At 35.5% G+C, this 17,580-nt stretch carries 12 protein-coding genes; 2 read left to right on the top strand and 10 right to left on the bottom strand.

The window, feature by feature from the left end; genetic code table 11:
- Positions 1–3: 3 nt before the first annotated feature.
- The 10 genes from trpB to JDW14_01810 all read right to left on the bottom strand — a co-directional run bounded on the left by trpB (position 4) and on the right by JDW14_01810 (position 12,858).
- Positions 4–1,191, bottom strand: a complete 1,188-nt coding sequence (trpB, locus tag JDW14_01855) for a tryptophan synthase subunit beta (protein QQD65891.1) — start codon at positions 1,189–1,191, stop codon at positions 4–6.
- Positions 1,192–1,720: 529 nt separating this feature from the next.
- A complete protein-coding gene (locus tag JDW14_01850) occupies positions 1,721–2,641 on the bottom strand; it encodes a LysR family transcriptional regulator (protein QQD65890.1) in 921 nt (306 codons plus the stop codon).
- Between the two features lie 30 nt (positions 2,642–2,671).
- Positions 2,672–4,006, bottom strand: coding sequence for a UDP-N-acetylmuramate--L-alanine ligase (locus tag JDW14_01845; GenBank protein QQD65889.1), 1,335 nt, complete (start codon positions 4,004–4,006; stop codon positions 2,672–2,674).
- A 19-nt stretch (positions 4,007–4,025) separates the two neighbouring features.
- The gene (locus JDW14_01840; protein QQD65888.1) at positions 4,026–4,586 is read right to left on the bottom strand and encodes a hypothetical protein; all 561 of its coding nucleotides are present in this window, start codon (positions 4,584–4,586) and stop codon (positions 4,026–4,028) included.
- 40 nt (positions 4,587–4,626) lie between these two features.
- Complete coding sequence (locus tag JDW14_01835; protein QQD65887.1) at positions 4,627–5,256, bottom strand: DUF4479 domain-containing protein; 630 nt, start codon at positions 5,254–5,256, stop codon at positions 4,627–4,629.
- Positions 5,257–5,266: 10 nt separating this feature from the next.
- Complete coding sequence (pepA, locus tag JDW14_01830) at positions 5,267–6,343, bottom strand: glutamyl aminopeptidase (protein QQD65886.1); 1,077 nt, start codon at positions 6,341–6,343, stop codon at positions 5,267–5,269.
- A gap of 215 nt (positions 6,344–6,558) precedes the next feature.
- On the bottom strand, positions 6,559–8,973 hold the full coding sequence (locus JDW14_01825; protein QQD65885.1) for a DUF4982 domain-containing protein: 2,415 nt from the start codon (positions 8,971–8,973) through the stop codon (positions 6,559–6,561).
- Between the two features lie 141 nt (positions 8,974–9,114).
- Positions 9,115–10,497: an MFS transporter gene (locus JDW14_01820; protein QQD65884.1), complete on the bottom strand. Its 1,383-nt coding sequence runs from the start codon at positions 10,495–10,497 to the stop codon at positions 9,115–9,117.
- Positions 10,498–10,854: 357 nt separating this feature from the next.
- On the bottom strand, positions 10,855–11,748 hold the full coding sequence (locus JDW14_01815) for a family 43 glycosylhydrolase (protein QQD65883.1): 894 nt from the start codon (positions 11,746–11,748) through the stop codon (positions 10,855–10,857).
- A gap of 90 nt (positions 11,749–11,838) precedes the next feature.
- Complete coding sequence (locus JDW14_01810) at positions 11,839–12,858, bottom strand: helix-turn-helix domain-containing protein (GenBank protein QQD65882.1); 1,020 nt, start codon at positions 12,856–12,858, stop codon at positions 11,839–11,841.
- A gap of 148 nt (positions 12,859–13,006) precedes the next feature.
- Between JDW14_01810 and JDW14_01805 the strand changes: the two genes are divergently transcribed.
- Together JDW14_01805 and JDW14_01800 are read left to right on the top strand one after the other, a co-directional pair.
- Positions 13,007–14,701 carry a glycoside hydrolase family 3 protein gene (locus JDW14_01805; GenBank protein QQD65881.1) on the top strand — a complete coding sequence of 565 codons (1,695 nt, stop codon included), beginning with the start codon at positions 13,007–13,009 and terminating at the stop codon, positions 14,699–14,701.
- Positions 14,702–14,727: 26 nt separating this feature from the next.
- Positions 14,728–17,529 carry a family 78 glycoside hydrolase catalytic domain gene (locus tag JDW14_01800; GenBank protein QQD65880.1) on the top strand — a complete coding sequence of 934 codons (2,802 nt, stop codon included), beginning with the start codon at positions 14,728–14,730 and terminating at the stop codon, positions 17,527–17,529.
- The last annotated feature ends 51 nt before the right edge of the window (positions 17,530–17,580 follow it).

The raw sequence follows: 17,580 nt of genomic DNA, 5'->3' as shown, positions 1-17,580 counted from the left end.
TTATTATTGTCGTGTTTCTAAATATTTCGCAATTGAAGCAACGTCTTTATCTCCACGACCAGATACATTGATAATCACAATTTCATCCTTGGACATTGCCGGTGCCAATTGAATAGCTTTAGCAATTGCATGCGAACTTTCAATCGCTGGAATAATTCCCTCTGTTTTAGAAAGTAATAATAAAGCATCCACCGCTTCATCATCTGTAGCAGCAAGGTACTCTACACGCCCAGAAGTTTTCAAATACGCATGTTCTGGACCAACTCCTGGGTAATCCAACCCCGCAGAAATTGAATAAACAGGTGCAACCTCGCCATTTTCATCTTTAAGGACAATTGTATTCATGCCATCGACAATCCCTATTACACCTTTCGTCATAGTCGCTGCATGTAAGTTAGTATTAACCCCTTTTCCTGCTGCTTCAACACCAATTAAGCGTACATTCGATTCATTGATATATTGCGAAAAAGCACCAATAGCATTTGAACCACCACCCACACATGCAATCACAACATCTGGCAATCTACCTTCTTTTTCTAAAATTTGTCGTTTGGATTCTAAACTAATTACTTTTTGAAATTCATGTACAATTGTTGGATATGGATGTGGTCCAACAGCTGAACCTAATACATAAAAAGCATCTAGGTCTGCCATCCATGCGCCAAAAGCCGCATCCACAGCATCTTTTAGTGTTTTAGTTCCTGTTTCAACTGAATGAACTCTTGCCCCCATCATCTCCATTCGAAAGACATTTAATCGTTGACGTTCAACATCTTCCGCACCCATGTAGACATCACATTCCATTCCGAATTTAGCTGCCGCTGCTGCTGTCGCAACACCATGCTGCCCAGCACCTGTTTCTGCAATTACTTTAGTTTTTCCCATGCGTTTAGCTAATAAAATTTGACCTAAAACATTATTTAGCTTATGCGAACCTAAGTGATTTAAATCCTCTCGTTTTAAATATATCTTGGCTCCACCTAAATGCTTTGTTAAACTCTCTGCAAAGTAAAGTGGTGTTTCACGACCTGAATAATCGTGTAAATTTGATCTAAATTCTTCTAAAAATGCTGCGTCATCCTTATATTGATTAAATGCTGACTCTAGCTCATCTAATAATGTTTGAATTTGTGGCGGTACAAAACTTCCACCAAATTCACCAAAATAACCTTTTTGCACTTGATTTGACATATTTATTTCCTCCTAATATTAAAATATAAAAAACGCTTAACAATTTGTATTCATACTACATGGATACAAATTGCTAAGCAAAAAAACCACATAGTATGTATCAAAAACATCTACGTGGTAAACTGATAAAATCGCCACATAGATACAACTGCAGTCAAAACTGGGCTGTATCCATGGATTATGTTTCTCCAAGTCTACAACCTATCTATGCCAAGCTTGCCAACGATATACATTTGTAAATTTATTGAATAACATAAATGTGGCTCCTTCCTTTTTGATAGCCCTATCATAACATCGCTTACATTCGATGTCAATGAAAAAATTTTCAAAACACAAACAGGACTGGGCAAAAAGTCAGAAATTTCAACAATCTAAAGAAAAAGAATGTTGTTAAATCAGCATCTTTAATTTCATTTGTTAAAATTTTTGGACATTCTGCACAGTCCCTTTTTTCATCTTACCCATTACACCTAATATATCCGTAACCTTTTAACCCAATAGTTCAAGCTAGCCAAAATTTGTATTATCTTTATAACAAATTAAATCCATAGTCACTAATATTTTGCTTCAATAACTCAATATATTGTTGACCCATTGCACTTAAACTAATCTTTTTGTGCTTAATATAGCCCAATGTCATTGATTCATCAACATCTAGAGGAATTGCTACGATTTTTTCATCATTGAGTGCACTACTAATGATTCCTGAACTAATTGTGTAACCATTCAATCCAACCATTAAATTAAAAATCGTCGCACGGTCACTAATTTGAATATGTTTTTTGCGATACAATGTACTTAAAATTTCTTCTGAAAAATAGTACGAATTGGTATCACCTTGTTCGTATGAAAGATATGGATACTCTTCTAAATCTTCTAATGTCACTCGTTCTTTTTGCGTTAAAGGATTATCTCGTCCCACAAACACATGTGGAAATGCTTCGAACAGTGGAATAAATTCTAATTCTTTCTCATTAATTAAGTTTTTCAATACTGATTCATTAAAATGACTTAAATAGATAACACCAATTTCACTCTTAAACGATTGCACATCATCGAGCGTATGCTGCGTCATGGTTTCTCGCAATGTAAAATCATATTCATCGCCACCGACCAATTTTACTAATTCAACAAAAGCATGTACCACAAAGGCATAATGCTGAGCCGATACACTAAAAATTTGTTTACGAATCGTACCAGACTTATACTTAGTATCCAATAAATTCACTTGGTCAAGAATCGCTCGAGTATAATTAATAAACTCACGCCCTTCATTCGTCAAAGTCATTCCTGTCTTACTGCGATAAAACAATTGGATTTGGTACTCTTTTTCTAGCTCTTTAATTGCTTGAGTTAGACTGGGTTGAGAAACAAATAATTGTTTTGCCGCCTCATTCATTGACCCTGTTTCAGCAATTTTTTCTAAATATTGCAATTGTTGAATTCGCATCATCTTCCTCCAATCTAACTCATTCGTTTACTATAATTTATTACCTTTTAATTGCCCATAAGCCGTTTCGAATTGACGTGCCAAGTTATCAATATCTCCAGCACCCATAAATAATAATACGGCATCTTGAGTATTCATCAGTGGTGATAAATGTTCTGAAGAAATGATTTCAACATCACCTTTAACTTTTGCTGCTAAATCATGAATCGTCACAGCGCCTTTACTTTCTCTAGCAGAGTTAAAAATATCTACTAAATGAACTTCATCAGCTAAATTCAATGCTTCACTAAATTCTTCTAATAAGGCAACTGTTCGACTAAATGTATGTGGTTGGAAAATCGCAACAACTTTACGATTCGGATATTTTTGCTTAGCAGCATCAATGGTTGCGCGGATTTCAGACGGATGATGTGCATAATCGTCAATCACTGTTAAATCATACACTTGTTTAACTGAAAAACGACGTTTTACACCACCAAATGTCGCCAAATGAGTTTTAATGTCTGCTGGAGCAAATCCTTCAAGTGTCAACACCGCAATAACTGACAACGCATTTAATATATTATGTTCGCCATAAGTTGGAATTGAAAAATGACCCAATAATTGCTCACCACGATACACATCAAAGGTCGAGCCGTCAACGGTACGCACAATATTTTTAGCATAAAAATCAGATTCATTTGAGAAACCATAGTAGTAAACTGGAACATCAGCTTCTAATTTTCTTAAATACGCATCTTCTCCACAAGCAACAATAGCTTTTTTAGCTTGTTTCGCAAAAGATTGAAACGCTGAAAAAACATCATCAATCGATTGATAGTAATCAGGGTGGTCAAAATCAACATTCGTCATCACAGCATAATCAGGTTGATAAGCTAAAAAATGACGACGATATTCACATGCTTCCAACGCAAAATAGGTTGCATTTAGTTGACCAAATCCTGTTCCGTCACCAATTAAATAATTAATTGGAGCTAAGTGACTTAATGTATGCGACATCAAACCAGTTGTTGATGTTTTTCCATGTGAACCAGTAATCGCAACACTAGTATAACCTGAAATTAATTTACCTAAAAATTCATGGTAACGATAAATCGGCAAACCTAATTCACGTGCACGAACCAATTCTGGATGCTCATCTGTAAACGCATTTCCTGCAATAATCGTCTGCCCTGCTTGAATATTAGCTGCATCAAACTCCAATAATGTAATTTTTTTATTTTCTAACTCTTGTTGTGTGAAAAAATATTTTGGAATATCACTACCTTGTACTTTGTAGCCACTGTCATGAATAATCAATGCCAATGCACTCATTCCAGAACCTTTTATTCCAACAAAATGATATAGGGTATCATGTGATAACATAATTTGCTCCTTTACAATGCTAATTACTTACTTCAACAAACAATAAGTAACTACTCTTATCTTTAATTAATCGTGTCGAAATAGTCCGAATATTTTTCGTATCAATCGACTTTACAGGTGATGCTTCAACTACACTTTCTGTAACTTTTGGAACTTCACTAAAAATAGATTTTAATGCCGGCTGATAGTGATGTGAAAGTGTGCGTTTATTATTTGGAGCACTTACTTTCTCATCGCTTTCTTGTGCGACAGCTGTCTTCCACACTGCCGTCTTTTTTGTTTTATTTAAAAAAGGGACTTGGTACTCACTCTCTGGCACCATTGCTTCCGAATCAGTTAAATTCGCTTGTTCAATCCGATGATTAAGCGTTTTAGCATTAACTGGTGGCGTTAAATTTTGGTACTGACGTAATCCTTTTGCACTCTCAGGCAAGGTATAGCGTGTAGTAGAACGAGCAGTATCATCAAGCAATGATGGTTGTTTCAATTCAAATTGACGTTTTTGCTTTACAGAGTGTGACTGAAATCGTCTTTTTTTCTGTTCGTTTGCCTTTTTATAAACAGGACCATCATAATTCATCTATCCGACCTACTTTCTAATATCGACTGGCTCTACATATTTACGCATATTGCGCAACTACTTCAGATAATGGCATACCTATTGGCAAATCTGATTTCAATTCCCAAATGCCTGGATAATCTTCAATATGTGTTAACTCTAATTCACGTGTCGAGCAAACCATACCATTACTTACCACACCACGCAATTCTCCTGGCCAAATAATTAACCCACTCGGCATTACGGCACCAGGTAAGGCAACCAATACCTTTAATCCTTTGGCAATATTACGAGCACCACACACAATTTGTAATACTTCGTCTGCTGCCACTCGAATGGTTGTGACACTCAAATGGTCGCTATCTTCATGTGGCACACATGTTTCCACATGTCCAACCACAAATTTAGGCGAATTATCAACCGAAATTTCAATATCGAATCCCGCTTTCTGAATCAACTGATTTACAGATTTAACTTGCTCATCATGCAATTCAATCGCACCATTACCAGTTAAACCCAATGTCTCAGCAACACCAAAAATATTAATCGACACTGGCTGTTTTGTTATTTCATCATAAATAACTGTAACATTGTCATTCGACTTCGTTTCGATATGTTCATCAGCAACCGTTCCACTTGTTAATAATAAAACATCACCGATACCCTCTTGATTATAAAATGCTAACCACATAGTCACACCTCTACCCTTGTTTTAAAATTGAATTTAATGTTGTTCTATCAAATGTTGTCACAATTTTCAACAGCATTTCACGTGCTGCTTCATAGTCTGAAATACTAAATAATGTCTGATGTCCGTGAATATAACGTCCTGGAACACCGATGACACCACTTGGCACTCCATTATTCATCACATGTGCAGCCCCAGCGTCCGTTCCACCTTTAGAAAAGAAATATTGATACGGAATATGATTACTTTCAGCTATATCCAATAAATAATCTCTTAATCCTTTATGAGTAATATGACCTGGGTCTTGCATACGTAATAAAAATCCTTGTCCTAATTGACCAAATTCATCTTTCTTACCTTCCGCATCACCAGCTGGAGAACAGTCAACAGCTAAAAATAAATCTGGTTGGAATTGATGTACTGCCCCTTTAATCCCACGCAAACCAACTTCTTCTTGTACAGAAGCTCCAGCGATTAAATGGTTCGGCAAAACTAAATCTTTTACAGATGCTAATGTCTCTAACATAACGGCACAACCATAACGGTTATCCCAAGCCTTGCTAATAATATTTTTTCCATTCGCAGTTTTGACTGTTTCCGTTTGTGGCACAATTGAATCACCTGGACGCACACCATACTCAAGAGCTTCCTCTTTACTTGTAAATCCAGCATCAAAGAGAATATCCTCTGCTTTCACACTTTGTCCTTCTGATTTACCACGCAATAAATGAGGGGCAACAGATGATGAAATGCAGACATAATCCCCTTTTTTTGTCTGCAAAGTATAACGTTGTGCTGAAATACTATATGGATTCCACCCACCTACTGGAATAACAGCAAATAGCCCATTATCCGTAATACGACTAATCATGAATCCAACTTCGTCCATGTGCGCAGCTACCATTAAACGTGGGGCATCTGCTATTTGGCTATGTTTAACCCCAAATAAATTTCCTAATGGCGATTGGTGAACTTCATCAACTAAAGGTGTCATCTTCTCACGAATGACTTCACGCACACGTCTTTCATTACCTGAAATCCCTTGTACTTCGGTTAATTGTTTAATTAATTGAAATGTTTGATTATTCACTTAGAATCGTCTCCATTCATTATTTCTATCTTATACAGTTTCGCATAAAATGCGTATAAAATCAAATAATGGAGTTGAAGAATTTATTCCTCACACTCGCATACTCGTCGAGAATAATTTATATGTTTCCATTCAAATATATAGACTAAAAAAAGACTACACAGTATTAACTGCATAGTCTTTCAAGTGAGATAAAATCCCAAATTTAGCACTTACTAAAATACAATTTCCTTATGTAACATATCGCTCATAATTTTTACTTCTGCACGAGCATTCTGTTTACGCACAATTAATAATGCCTTACCGAAGAATGTTGTCGTACGATTACTTAAATAATGTTCTACCGGCTTAGGATTACCTGTTCCAAAACCAAGCAACTCTGCACCATTCAATTCTACTGTAAGATTTTGGTCACTATTCGTAATCAGATTGCCTTTAGCATCATGCAATTCAATTTCCACATAGGACAAATCATCGAATTGTTCCACCTTAGTTGCAATCGAAAGATTATCACTATCAGCAGTTTGTAAAATAGTTTCAGCTATTTTTTCTCCATTAGCATAATTGACAGCTTTTAATTCACCCGGTTGATAAGTTAATTCAAACAATGTTCGATAGTCTAGTGCCTCACCAATAGCTTTTTTAGCAATCAGTTGGTCATTGAGATACAATTCCACTTCATCACCTGGTGCGTACACTTCAACAATAATCGGTTTTGCTTCAAAACCATTCCAGTTCCATGAACTAATCGCATCTGACAATACCCAAGGTGTCTTAATCAATTTTTTGCCGTAATGTTCTGGTTTTTGAACAGCAATATACGGTTCGTTTCTTAGACCAAAAACAATTTCACGATAGTATGATAATGGACGACGTGTTCCAGTAATATCAATATCACCACTATAAGCTAGCTGACATGGGAATTGTGCACCAAAACCACCTTCGCCAAATTGATATGCCGGCACACCAACACCAGCTTCACCAATATAATCCCAACCAGTCCATGTAAAGTCACCAATGACACTAGGAAGTTGTTTAACAAGTTTCCAATTGCGTGCAATTTCAGGTGGATAAGTTTCACTACCAACCATTACACGATTCGGATACTGTTGAGCATCTAATTCATAACGTGCTGACATATAATTATATCCAGCAATATCCGTTGCAGCAGTCGCCCATTCAAGATTTTTGGTAATAGCAGGATGCACAACGATTTTGTCCATACTAGACTCCATAATTGACATAAAGTCATTCACATTACCAACAATTTCTTGACCCTCAGCTTTATTTTGCTCCACAACATCTCTTGTTATTTGCGGAATTTGATTTCCCGATGCAAAGACCCCATTAATACCAGCTAAAGTTGGACGTGTCTTATCATATTGTTTGATAAAATCATGAATATTTTTCGCCAGTAAACTACCTTCCAATGTCGCAATTTCAGGAATTTCATTACCAATCGAATATAAAATCACACTTGGGTGATTATAATCGTTTTGCACCATTGACAAAACATCTTTACGCCAATAATCTTCAAATACTAAACTATAATCGAAATCTCCCTTAAAGCGAGTCCACATATCAAAAGTTTCGTCCATCACATACATACCTAGCTCATCACATACCTTTAATAAAGCTGAAGCAGCTGGATGATGAGACATTCTTATCGCATTAAAACCAGCATTTTTTAAAATATTAATTTGACGTCGATGCGCTGCTTCATAGGTTGCTGCACCCAATAAACCACTGTCATGGTGAATACACGCACCTCTTAAATTAGTGACTTCACCATTAATACGTAGCCCATGTCGACTATCTACTTGAATCGTGCGAATACCAAATGTTTGACTATCTTCATCTACAATTACTTCATTGACAAACAATTGTACTTTCACTTGGTATAAATTCGGTGTTTCAGCAAACCATAAGGCTGGATTTTCAATTCCTAAGCACAGCTTAATATCAGATTGTTCGTGTGATTTAATATAATACGGTCTCAATTCACTTTGTACCACTTCATTTTGTGCATTGAACACCTCTAATTTGACAGAAAATGCTTTTGAGCCAAAATTAGCATTTACAACTGGAACAGCTACTTCAATTTCAGCAAAATCTTTTTCAACTGAAAGCGTCGTTACCCTTGTTCCAGTTTCTTTAATGTATAAGGTATCACTTTCTAATAAATACACATCTCGGTACAAACCACTACCTGAATACCAGCGACTGTTATTCATCGCTGCATTACGTACTTCAACACGAATTTCATTTTGTCCGATATGTAAGTACTCATGAATCGGTACATAAAATACTGTATAACCATTATGGTGTTTTCCTGCTAATTGTCCATTGACATAAACAAAGGTGTTCATATAAGAACCTTCAAATTTTAAAATTTTGACTGTGGCTAAATCTTCTTGCGTACAATCAATATGTTTTAAATACACATAATTGTGCCCATCTCTAAACCCTGTGTTACCACCATTTTTACTTTCAGCATAAGGTTGCTCTTCCAACATCGCATCATGTGGTAAATTCACTTTTCGTGCGTGCTCTGGCACATTCCATACTAATGCAAATGAATCGCCACTATTCCAAAACAACCAATTATCATTAAACTGTTTTTTCTTCATTTTTATCACTCCTATAACACATTTAGATTGTCTTCTACGTCAAAAATCTCCAGTGCAATACCTACACTCTATTAAAAAGGACAACAACTGCTATTATCAACAGCAATTGTTGTCACGATTTTCTATACTAAAAGATTTATATTATTGATTATCATTCGAATGGTCACGAATCATTGATTTCATTAATGCAATATCTTCACGATGTTTGTCAACTGGGTTAAAGCGTAAAGCGAATAACATAATTAACCCTAAAACAACTGGAGCACCAAAACGTAAGAAGTTAATCGCAAACATCGTAGCGTCATTTTGTTGTCCAATAGCATTTGGCACATAACCTACTAAACCTAAAACAAATAAAAGTCCTGAATTGGTTAATGTATTACCGCATTTTTGTGCAAATCCTTTAATTGCTGAAATAATACCGTTCGCTGAAATTCCTTCTGTAAATTGAATATAGTCAATCGCATCATTAACTAAAACGTTAACTAATGCATTTTGCATTGTTGAAAACATTGATGCTAAGAAACTTAATACAATTAATAATGTAAAGTTTGTTTTTCCAAAGAAGAATAAGCCTACAAAGAAAACACCAGATGCAATAACTGAGAAAGCTAATGCTTTTTGAGCACTCTTCAAATATTTAAGCGCTAAAGGCATTACGACAGCCATTGATAAAATTCCTGCTGGCCCTGTTGCTGCCATATAAAGACCGATTAAATCTGGACGTGCCCAGTAGTACATCACATAATATACAGAAGAAGCAAAACCTAATCCATATCCTAAAGATGCTAATACCCAAACTAATAAGAATGGTGATAACTCTTTATGTTTTAAAATACGTTTTAAATCATCTGTCAATGGACGCTCAGGAAGTGGTTCAATATATTTTTCTTTAGACGTTGCAAATAAACTCCAAAATGAAACGCAAGATAATGCTCCTAACATAATCATATAAGGAATATACCCATTTGAGAAACCAAATTGTGTTTCAAAGAAGTTTTTGATGTCTAAACCGAAAGAAGAACCTAGTGTGAAAGCAATCGCTGTTGAAGCAGCACCCATTGCAATAATTAAGTTACGTTGACTATCTTCTTTCACATGAGCCGGTAATATTGCCATTTGAGGCATGGTATACATTGTGCTTGTCATACCATAGCCAATGTACATTACTAATACCCACCAGTATTTTCCAGTTGTTGAAAAATTAGGAATCACCCAAATCATTGTTGCAAAAAATGTTAATAATAATGGTGCCGGAATAAAGTATGGGCGATAACGTCCCCAACGTGACTTAGTACGGTCAGCAAGAACACCCATCATCGGGTCATTGATAGCATCCCATAAAGTTGCAATAAACATAATACTAGCTGCTGCACCGGCTGACAAACCAATATTATCAGTCATATACAAACCGAAGAAACTAGCGATTGTCGCTGCAATCATCATCGCAGCTCCACTTACTGATGTAGCATGTGACCAAGCAAATTTCCAATCCATTTTCTCTTGTGGTTGATTACTGTTCATAATAATGTCTCCTTTTCTTAATTTAATGAATTATGACACTCTCAGTATATCCACAAGAAACCGATTACTCTATACTGTATTTTCAGAAGCAGTATGTTCTTTTCGTAGATGATATTATTTTATTCATAACAATATAGATTAAATCTTCCTTAAAATCCTTATTAATATAAGTTACTTATGTGATGTAATTTTCTTTAAAACATTTAGACAATATGAAACTATCCATTTCAAAGTTTATGTACCGAATATTTCTGCTATATACTTGCAATAAAAACAGCACTAATTACAAAGTTTCTTCACCTGCAATTAGTGCTGTTTAATATCATGTAGTGGTCAATTACCACTAAAAAAATTATATTATTGATTATCTGTTCGATTTTTTAATACATAGGTGCCGTTCTCTTTTACTAAATCAGCAAACTGTAATCGTTCATGAAGCATGTCATTAGGTGAGTGATAGGTGAAACGCTTTTTCCCTCTTAAATCTTCAAAAATCATAGCATGCCCACCATTCTTATTAAAAATTGGTTCAGAAATTTGCTTCCATGGACCTGATATTTTCCCTGACTCTGATACTGCCAAGCCTACCGCATACCCTTCCGTTCCCCAGCTAGACCATAACATATAAAGTTCTCCGTCCTCATCTTTAAAAAGAGAAGGTCCGTCGGTAAAATAAACATCGCCGTCTAATCCGAATTCTGCTTTAGCAAAAGGAATCGGCTGTGCCCAAACAGCTTCAGCAGCAGAAAATAATTTTTGAGGCTGCGTAACTGTCTGTGTTAAATCTTTTGATAATTCAACCACACACATATCGCCGTCTGGTGACGTTTCAAATGAATGCGAGAAAATTAAATAATTTTTCCCGTCTTCAAAATATAGCGTACCGTCAATGGCAGACCAATCTGCTGGAGTCAAACGTCCACTAATTAATTCAAATGGCCCAGTCGGTTTCGCTGACTTCATCATATAAATTCCTTTATTAATTCCTTTAGCTCCAAAGGTCGTAACAAAATAAAATTCACCCATATGATAATACACTTCCGGTGCCCAATAATTTTGTGTAGCAAAAAATTCATCACTTCGTTTAAATATTTCAATCGGACCGTCCCAATTTTCTAAATCACTCGACGTATAACAATCGAATCCATTAGCGTCACTCCACGTTGTTTCACTACGTGTCCCATATAAATAATACATCTGATTATGTACAACAACATAAGGGTCTCGAATATTAACTGCTTCTCTTTTCATCTCAATGCTCCTAAGTAAATATTTGTCATAATTCACTTTATATTAGAGTAGCACTAAATGCCGTTAGACTCAACTCAAATTCTGATAAACTTATCTCGCCTGATAACGTTCTTTACTATTTTGAATACGATATTCAGCCGGTGACATTCCTAATATTTTTTTGAAAATTTTATAGAAATACGATGGATTTTCGTAGCCTACTTTCATCGCTATTTGTTCAATTGGCGATTGTGTATAAGTTAAATACTCACATGCTACTTTCACTCGTTGCATATGTACTAATTTAATAAAGGAGTGTCCTGTATTTTGTTTCAAATAAGTCGATAAATAATTAGCATTAAAGCCAAACTCCTCCCCTAACGATTCCAATGACAAATCAGCATAATACTTTTCAATGTACATCAAGATAGAGAATAACGTTGATTCGGTGTTTTTGGAATTTTTCAAATCTTTACTAATTCTCGGATTAAGACGCATTAATTTCGTTAAGAAAACTAATAATTCATACCGAATAATCCGACTAGAGTACAAATCGGAGGCACGATAATATTCAAACACCATATTCGCTAGTGTGTGCTTTAACCCATTTTCGTCCTTTGAAGTAAAAATCGTATAGATTTCTTTTAAATGCGAATCAGCATGATTTTGGAAAAATAACATGTCTGATAACACATCTGAATTACCCCCTCGACGTAAAAACTCCAAATCGGACTGCGAGAAAGCCGTCTGTTTAATCGCAATGTTTAAAATTAAGTCATCTTTCGTAATCGGTAAATTTTGATGCATCGTATTAGGCCCTACGATAAAAATATCATTTTCACTAATTAATAAATCTTCCGTTTCAGTTAAAATGCGAACAGAGCCCTTGAGCGGTACAATAATTTCGACATAATTATGCATATGATACGGAACAAAGGACTCTATCGGATTCACAGATAATGAAATAGGTTGTAAGCTCATATCTAATGAATCATCAAAGGTTTCAAAAAACTGATAAACCGGTTCACCATTGTGATAAGTAAACGGTTGAGGATTCCATATTTCTTTTAGCATATCCCAATCTCTTGGAACATTCTTTTCTTTCAGTAAATTGAATACTGCTTCATGCATACTGATAAACCTCCTTTTGAATATTATTATACCACAAAAGAAAATAAATCTATGAAAAGAACATACGCATTCTAATCTTCCGCAATTGTTATAAAACGGTTACTATACTAAAATTAACTAAAATACAAAAAAGAACGGTGGAATAGATATGATAAATTTAGCTGAAAAACCTTACAACCTTTCTGAAAAGGAAATTAACATTATCCAAAATAAATTAGCAAACATGTCTCAACAAGAAAAAATTGGTCAATTATTTTTTGGTATTGCACCGGATGAACAACATGTGAATCTCGCAGAATATATCAATAAATATCAACCCGGTGGACTAATGTTTCGCCCTGGTCCTGCTGAAAGTATTAAACGTCAAATCTTGACAATGCAAGCAGCAAGTTCAATTCCTTTGTTTTTTGCAGCGAATTTAGAAGCTGGTGGTAATGGAATTATTAGTGAAGGAACATGGATTGGTAATCCATTACAAATTGCTGCTACTGACGACCTTAACAATGCTTATCAACTCGGTAATGTTGCTGGTTTTGAAGCAGCACAAGTTGGCTGCAATATGGCTTTTTCACCAATTGTCGATATTGACTATAATTTTAAAAATCCGATTACGAACACTCGTACTTTCGGTTCAGACCCTCAACGAGTGCTAGAAATGTCAAAAGCACAAATATCTGGTTTTAATAAGAATCACATTATCCCTACTATCAAACATTTTCCAGGTGACGGCGTTGATGAACGTGACCAACATCTATTATCAAGTATCAATTCATTATCAGCTGATGAATGGTTGAATACTTATGGTAATATCTATCAAAGCCTAATCGAAGACGGTGTACCTTGTGTGATGATTGGACATATTTACCAACCAGCTATGGAAAAATTGATTGACCCACAAATGACATTAGCAGACCATTTACCTGCTTCTGCTTCAGAAAAATTAATTAATCAAGTTCTGCGTAATAAGTTAGGTTTCAATGGTTTAGCTATAACTGACGCTACTCCAATGGTAGGATACAATGTCATTATGCCACGTAAAGATTTATTACCGACAACGATTAATGCCGGAATTGATATGATTCTCTTTAATAAAAATATTGATGAAGACTATGCCATTATTACAGACGCTGTTAACAATGGTATTATTTCGAGCGAAAGATTAGATGAAGCTGTTACACGAATTTTAGCAACTAAACTCTCTCATGGTTTAATGGATACTGACGGCAAATTCATCAATACTATTCCTGCTGAATTAGAATTAGAAACGGAACAACATCTTGAAATTGCTCACAAAATCGCTACACAATCAATCACTTTAGTCAAAGACCGTGATAAATTATTACCAATTTCACCTGAAAAAACACCACGTGTTCGTTTAGTAGTATTAGGAGATAGCGATGAAGGCGGCTTTAAAGAAGGTGGTAAAGTAACTGACCACTTTAAAGAAGGTTTAGCACAATTAGGATTTGAAGTATCGATGTTCCATATGGACTTCCACGAAATATTTGAAGAAGGCCCAACTGACTTACAAGCAAAATTTGATTTAGCAATTTATGTTGCCAATGTGGAAACTGCCAGCAACCAAACAACGACTCGTATTAATTGGATTCAATTAATGGCTGCCAATAGTCCATGGTTCTGTCAAAGTATTCCAACACTATTTATCTCGACTGCCAATCCATATCATTTGTTTGATGTGCCATATATTTCTACTTATATCAATGCATATAGTGGTAATATCCCAAGCATTCAAGCTGTTTTACGAAAAATAACTGGTAAAGAAACATTTGAAGGAATCAATCCAGTCGACCCTTTCTGTGGCGATTTTATCGCAAAACTATAATTTAGTAATAATGAGGAGAACATAACATGAACATTTCAAGTATTAAAATTAACCATTTAATCGAACCACTTGGTTTTGACCTCAACGGTATTCGCATTGATTTTAAAGTAGAATCTGACAAATTTGAGCAAATTCAAAAACAATTAATTATTAAAGATGCTGAGCAAATTGTTTACCAAACAGAACATTTACCTTTTGATAACAATTATTTTATTGCTGATTTTGCTCTAAAGCCTCGTACACGCTATAACGTTACCATTAATTTAACATTAGCTGACGGCTCTCACGTGCATCAAGATACTTTCTTTGAAACAGGGAAAATGAATGAACCATTTACTGCAAAATGGATTGCAAATCAAGATAAAGAAATTCAAAATACTTTATTCAAAAAAGAAGTAACAATTGACAAACCTATCGCAAAAGCTCGACTCTATATGACAGCTCTAGGAGTCTATGAAACTTACATTGACGAACAAAAAGTTGGAAATGAATACTTAGCACCTGGACAAACAGCTTATGATGAATGGGTGCAAGTGCAAAGCTATGATGTAACGAATCAATTAACATTAGGTCAGCACGAATTACTTATTTCAACTGCTGACGGTTGGTATAAAGGTGCCTATGGATTTATCGCAGGAAAAGATTGTATCTACGGTGACCAACATCGTGCCCTAGCTGAATATCATATCGAATATGTCGACGGCAGTACTGAAATCATCCAAACCGATGACAGTTGGTTGACAACTTCTGGTAAAGTAACAAAATCAGCTATCTATTATGGTGAAGATTTAGATGATACCATTATTGTTTCCAATTGGGAACCTGTACAAATTCTCGACGCATCATACGAGCAATTAACTGACCGTCTAAGCCTACCATTAGTAGAAAAAGAAATTTTATCAGTTAAAGAAGTGATTCAATCACCAAAAGGTGAAACTATTTTAGACTTTGGGCAAAACCATGCTGGTATCTTTACTTTCTATAATCGTGAGCCAAAAGGTACTAAGATTACTTTACAAGTTTCAGAAATTTTACAAGACGGCAATTTTTATCGTGACAATTTAAGAGAAGCTCGAGCTGCCTTTGAGTATATTTCAGACGGTATTGAAAAATGGGTTACCCCTCGTTTTACTTATTATGGTTATCGCTATATCAAAGTCGAGGGGCTAACACAATCGCTTAATCCAGATGATTTTAAAGCCAAAGTTATTTATTCCGATATGGAAAGTACCGGACAAATTCGTACACAAAATGAAAAAGTAAATCGCTTATTTGAAAATGTTATTTGGGGACAAAAGAGTAATTTCTTCGATGTGCCAACCGACTGCCCACAACGTGATGAACGTCTTGGCTGGACTGGTGATGCAAACGTCTTTTCAACTACAGCCTTACACAATATGGATGCCTTTGCTTTTTACCGTAAATATTTAAAAGATATTGCGATTGAACAAGAGCTAAATGACGGACGTGCTCCAATGTATGCACCGTCATTTGGTAATCCGGACGGTGGTGGTGCAATTTGGGGAGATGCCGTTACCTTTATCCCTTGGAATACTTACCTAGCAACCGGTGACAACAGTCTATTAATCGAATATTACGACTCAATGAAACACTGGGTGGATTGGATTACTCGTAATACTAAAACAAAAAATCTGTGGACTGGCTGTTTCCAATTCGGCGATTGGTTAGCATTAGACGGTGAAAACCCAGCCATGCCAACTGGTAAAACAGACGAAGACTTTATCGCATCGATTTACTATCACTATTCAGCACATATTGTGGCAGAAACAGCTAAAATGTTAGATTTAGCAGCAGAGGCTGACCATTACACTACATTATCAGCTGCAATTAAAGCTGCAATACAAGATGAATATATTTCAAAAAATGGCCGTCTAACCATTGATACGCAGACAGCCTATGCCCTAGCCTTACAATTTGAATTATTACCTGAAGAACAAAATTTACGTGTAGTCAATGATTTAATGACACGATTGCATAAAGACGATGACCATCTAAAAACTGGATTTGTCGGAACACCATACTTAAACAAAATGTTATCAAAATTCGGTCAACATAAATTAGCAACTAAAATCTTCTTACACGAAGATTATCCATCATGGTTGTATGCCGTTAATTTAGGTGCAACTACTGTTTGGGAACGTTGGAATTCAGTTGAGGCTGACGGCAGTATGAACCCAGAGGGTATGAATTCATTAAACCATTATTCTATCGGAGCGATTATGGACTGGGGTTATCAATACGTTTTAGGTATTCGCAACCCACAAAATGGCTATCAAACCTTTGATATTGCACCAGAATTTGATTATCGCTTGAGCCAAGTGTCAGGTTACTTTGATTCCCCATACGGAAAAATTAACGTTGCCTACCAAATCGAAACAAATAAAGACCACTTGATTAAACTTTCTATTGATGTGCCATTTGGAAGTCAAGCAAATGTTGTCTTACCACGTTCTAAAGGCTCTGATATTCATATTAATCAACAACTTCATTCTGAAGAAAAAATTCTGTTAAATGCAGGACATTATGAGATTGAGTACATTCCACAGGAAAACTATATTGAACGTTATTCACGTCACACATCGGTAGTTGAAATCTTTGCCGATAGCGAACTTGTACAACAAATCGATGAAATCGACCCAGTCTTAAATTTCTTTAAAAATGATGCCGACGCATTGAACGGTGGTCTCGGAAAAATGTCCTTAACAAAAGTAAATTCAATCTTACCATTCATCAATATTACCGATGAGAACTTAGAAAAAATTAATGTACTACTAGAAAGCACTCCGATATTAGCACAAAGAAAATAATATTGAATTACTACGCAAAAAGTACTATTTTTGCGTAGTTTAAAGTTGTCA

The sequence above is a fragment of the Aerococcaceae bacterium zg-252 genome (assembly GCA_016237705.1).
GTDB lineage: Bacteria > Bacillota > Bacilli > Lactobacillales > Aerococcaceae > Globicatella > Globicatella yangjingiae.
Note: the sequence above shows the minus strand (reverse complement) of the source record. Positions and strands in the feature narration are given on the sequence as shown.

What these genes read in the sequence shown, in the direction of transcription:
- JDW14_01805 (QQD65881.1), top strand. Translation starts at nt 13,007, where the DNA reads ATGATAAATTTAGCTGAAAAACCTTACAACCTTTCTGAAAAGGAAATT.
- JDW14_01800 (QQD65880.1), top strand. Translation starts at nt 14,728, where the DNA reads ATGAACATTTCAAGTATTAAAATTAACCATTTAATCGAACCACTTGGT.
- JDW14_01835 (QQD65887.1), bottom strand. Translation starts at nt 5,256, where the DNA reads ATGTGGTTAGCATTTTATAATCAAGAGGGTATCGGTGATGTTTTATTA.
- JDW14_01850 (QQD65890.1), bottom strand. Translation starts at nt 2,641, where the DNA reads ATGCGAATTCAACAATTGCAATATTTAGAAAAAATTGCTGAAACAGGG.
- JDW14_01845 (QQD65889.1), bottom strand. Translation starts at nt 4,006, where the DNA reads ATGTTATCACATGATACCCTATATCATTTTGTTGGAATAAAAGGTTCT.
- JDW14_01810 (QQD65882.1), bottom strand. Translation starts at nt 12,858, where the DNA reads ATGCATGAAGCAGTATTCAATTTACTGAAAGAAAAGAATGTTCCAAGA.
- JDW14_01825 (QQD65885.1), bottom strand. Translation starts at nt 8,973, where the DNA reads ATGAAGAAAAAACAGTTTAATGATAATTGGTTGTTTTGGAATAGTGGC.
- trpB (QQD65891.1), bottom strand. Translation starts at nt 1,191, where the DNA reads ATGTCAAATCAAGTGCAAAAAGGTTATTTTGGTGAATTTGGTGGAAGT.
- JDW14_01815 (QQD65883.1), bottom strand. Translation starts at nt 11,748, where the DNA reads ATGAAAAGAGAAGCAGTTAATATTCGAGACCCTTATGTTGTTGTACAT.
- JDW14_01820 (QQD65884.1), bottom strand. Translation starts at nt 10,497, where the DNA reads ATGAACAGTAATCAACCACAAGAGAAAATGGATTGGAAATTTGCTTGG.
- JDW14_01840 (QQD65888.1), bottom strand. Translation starts at nt 4,586, where the DNA reads ATGAATTATGATGGTCCTGTTTATAAAAAGGCAAACGAACAGAAAAAA.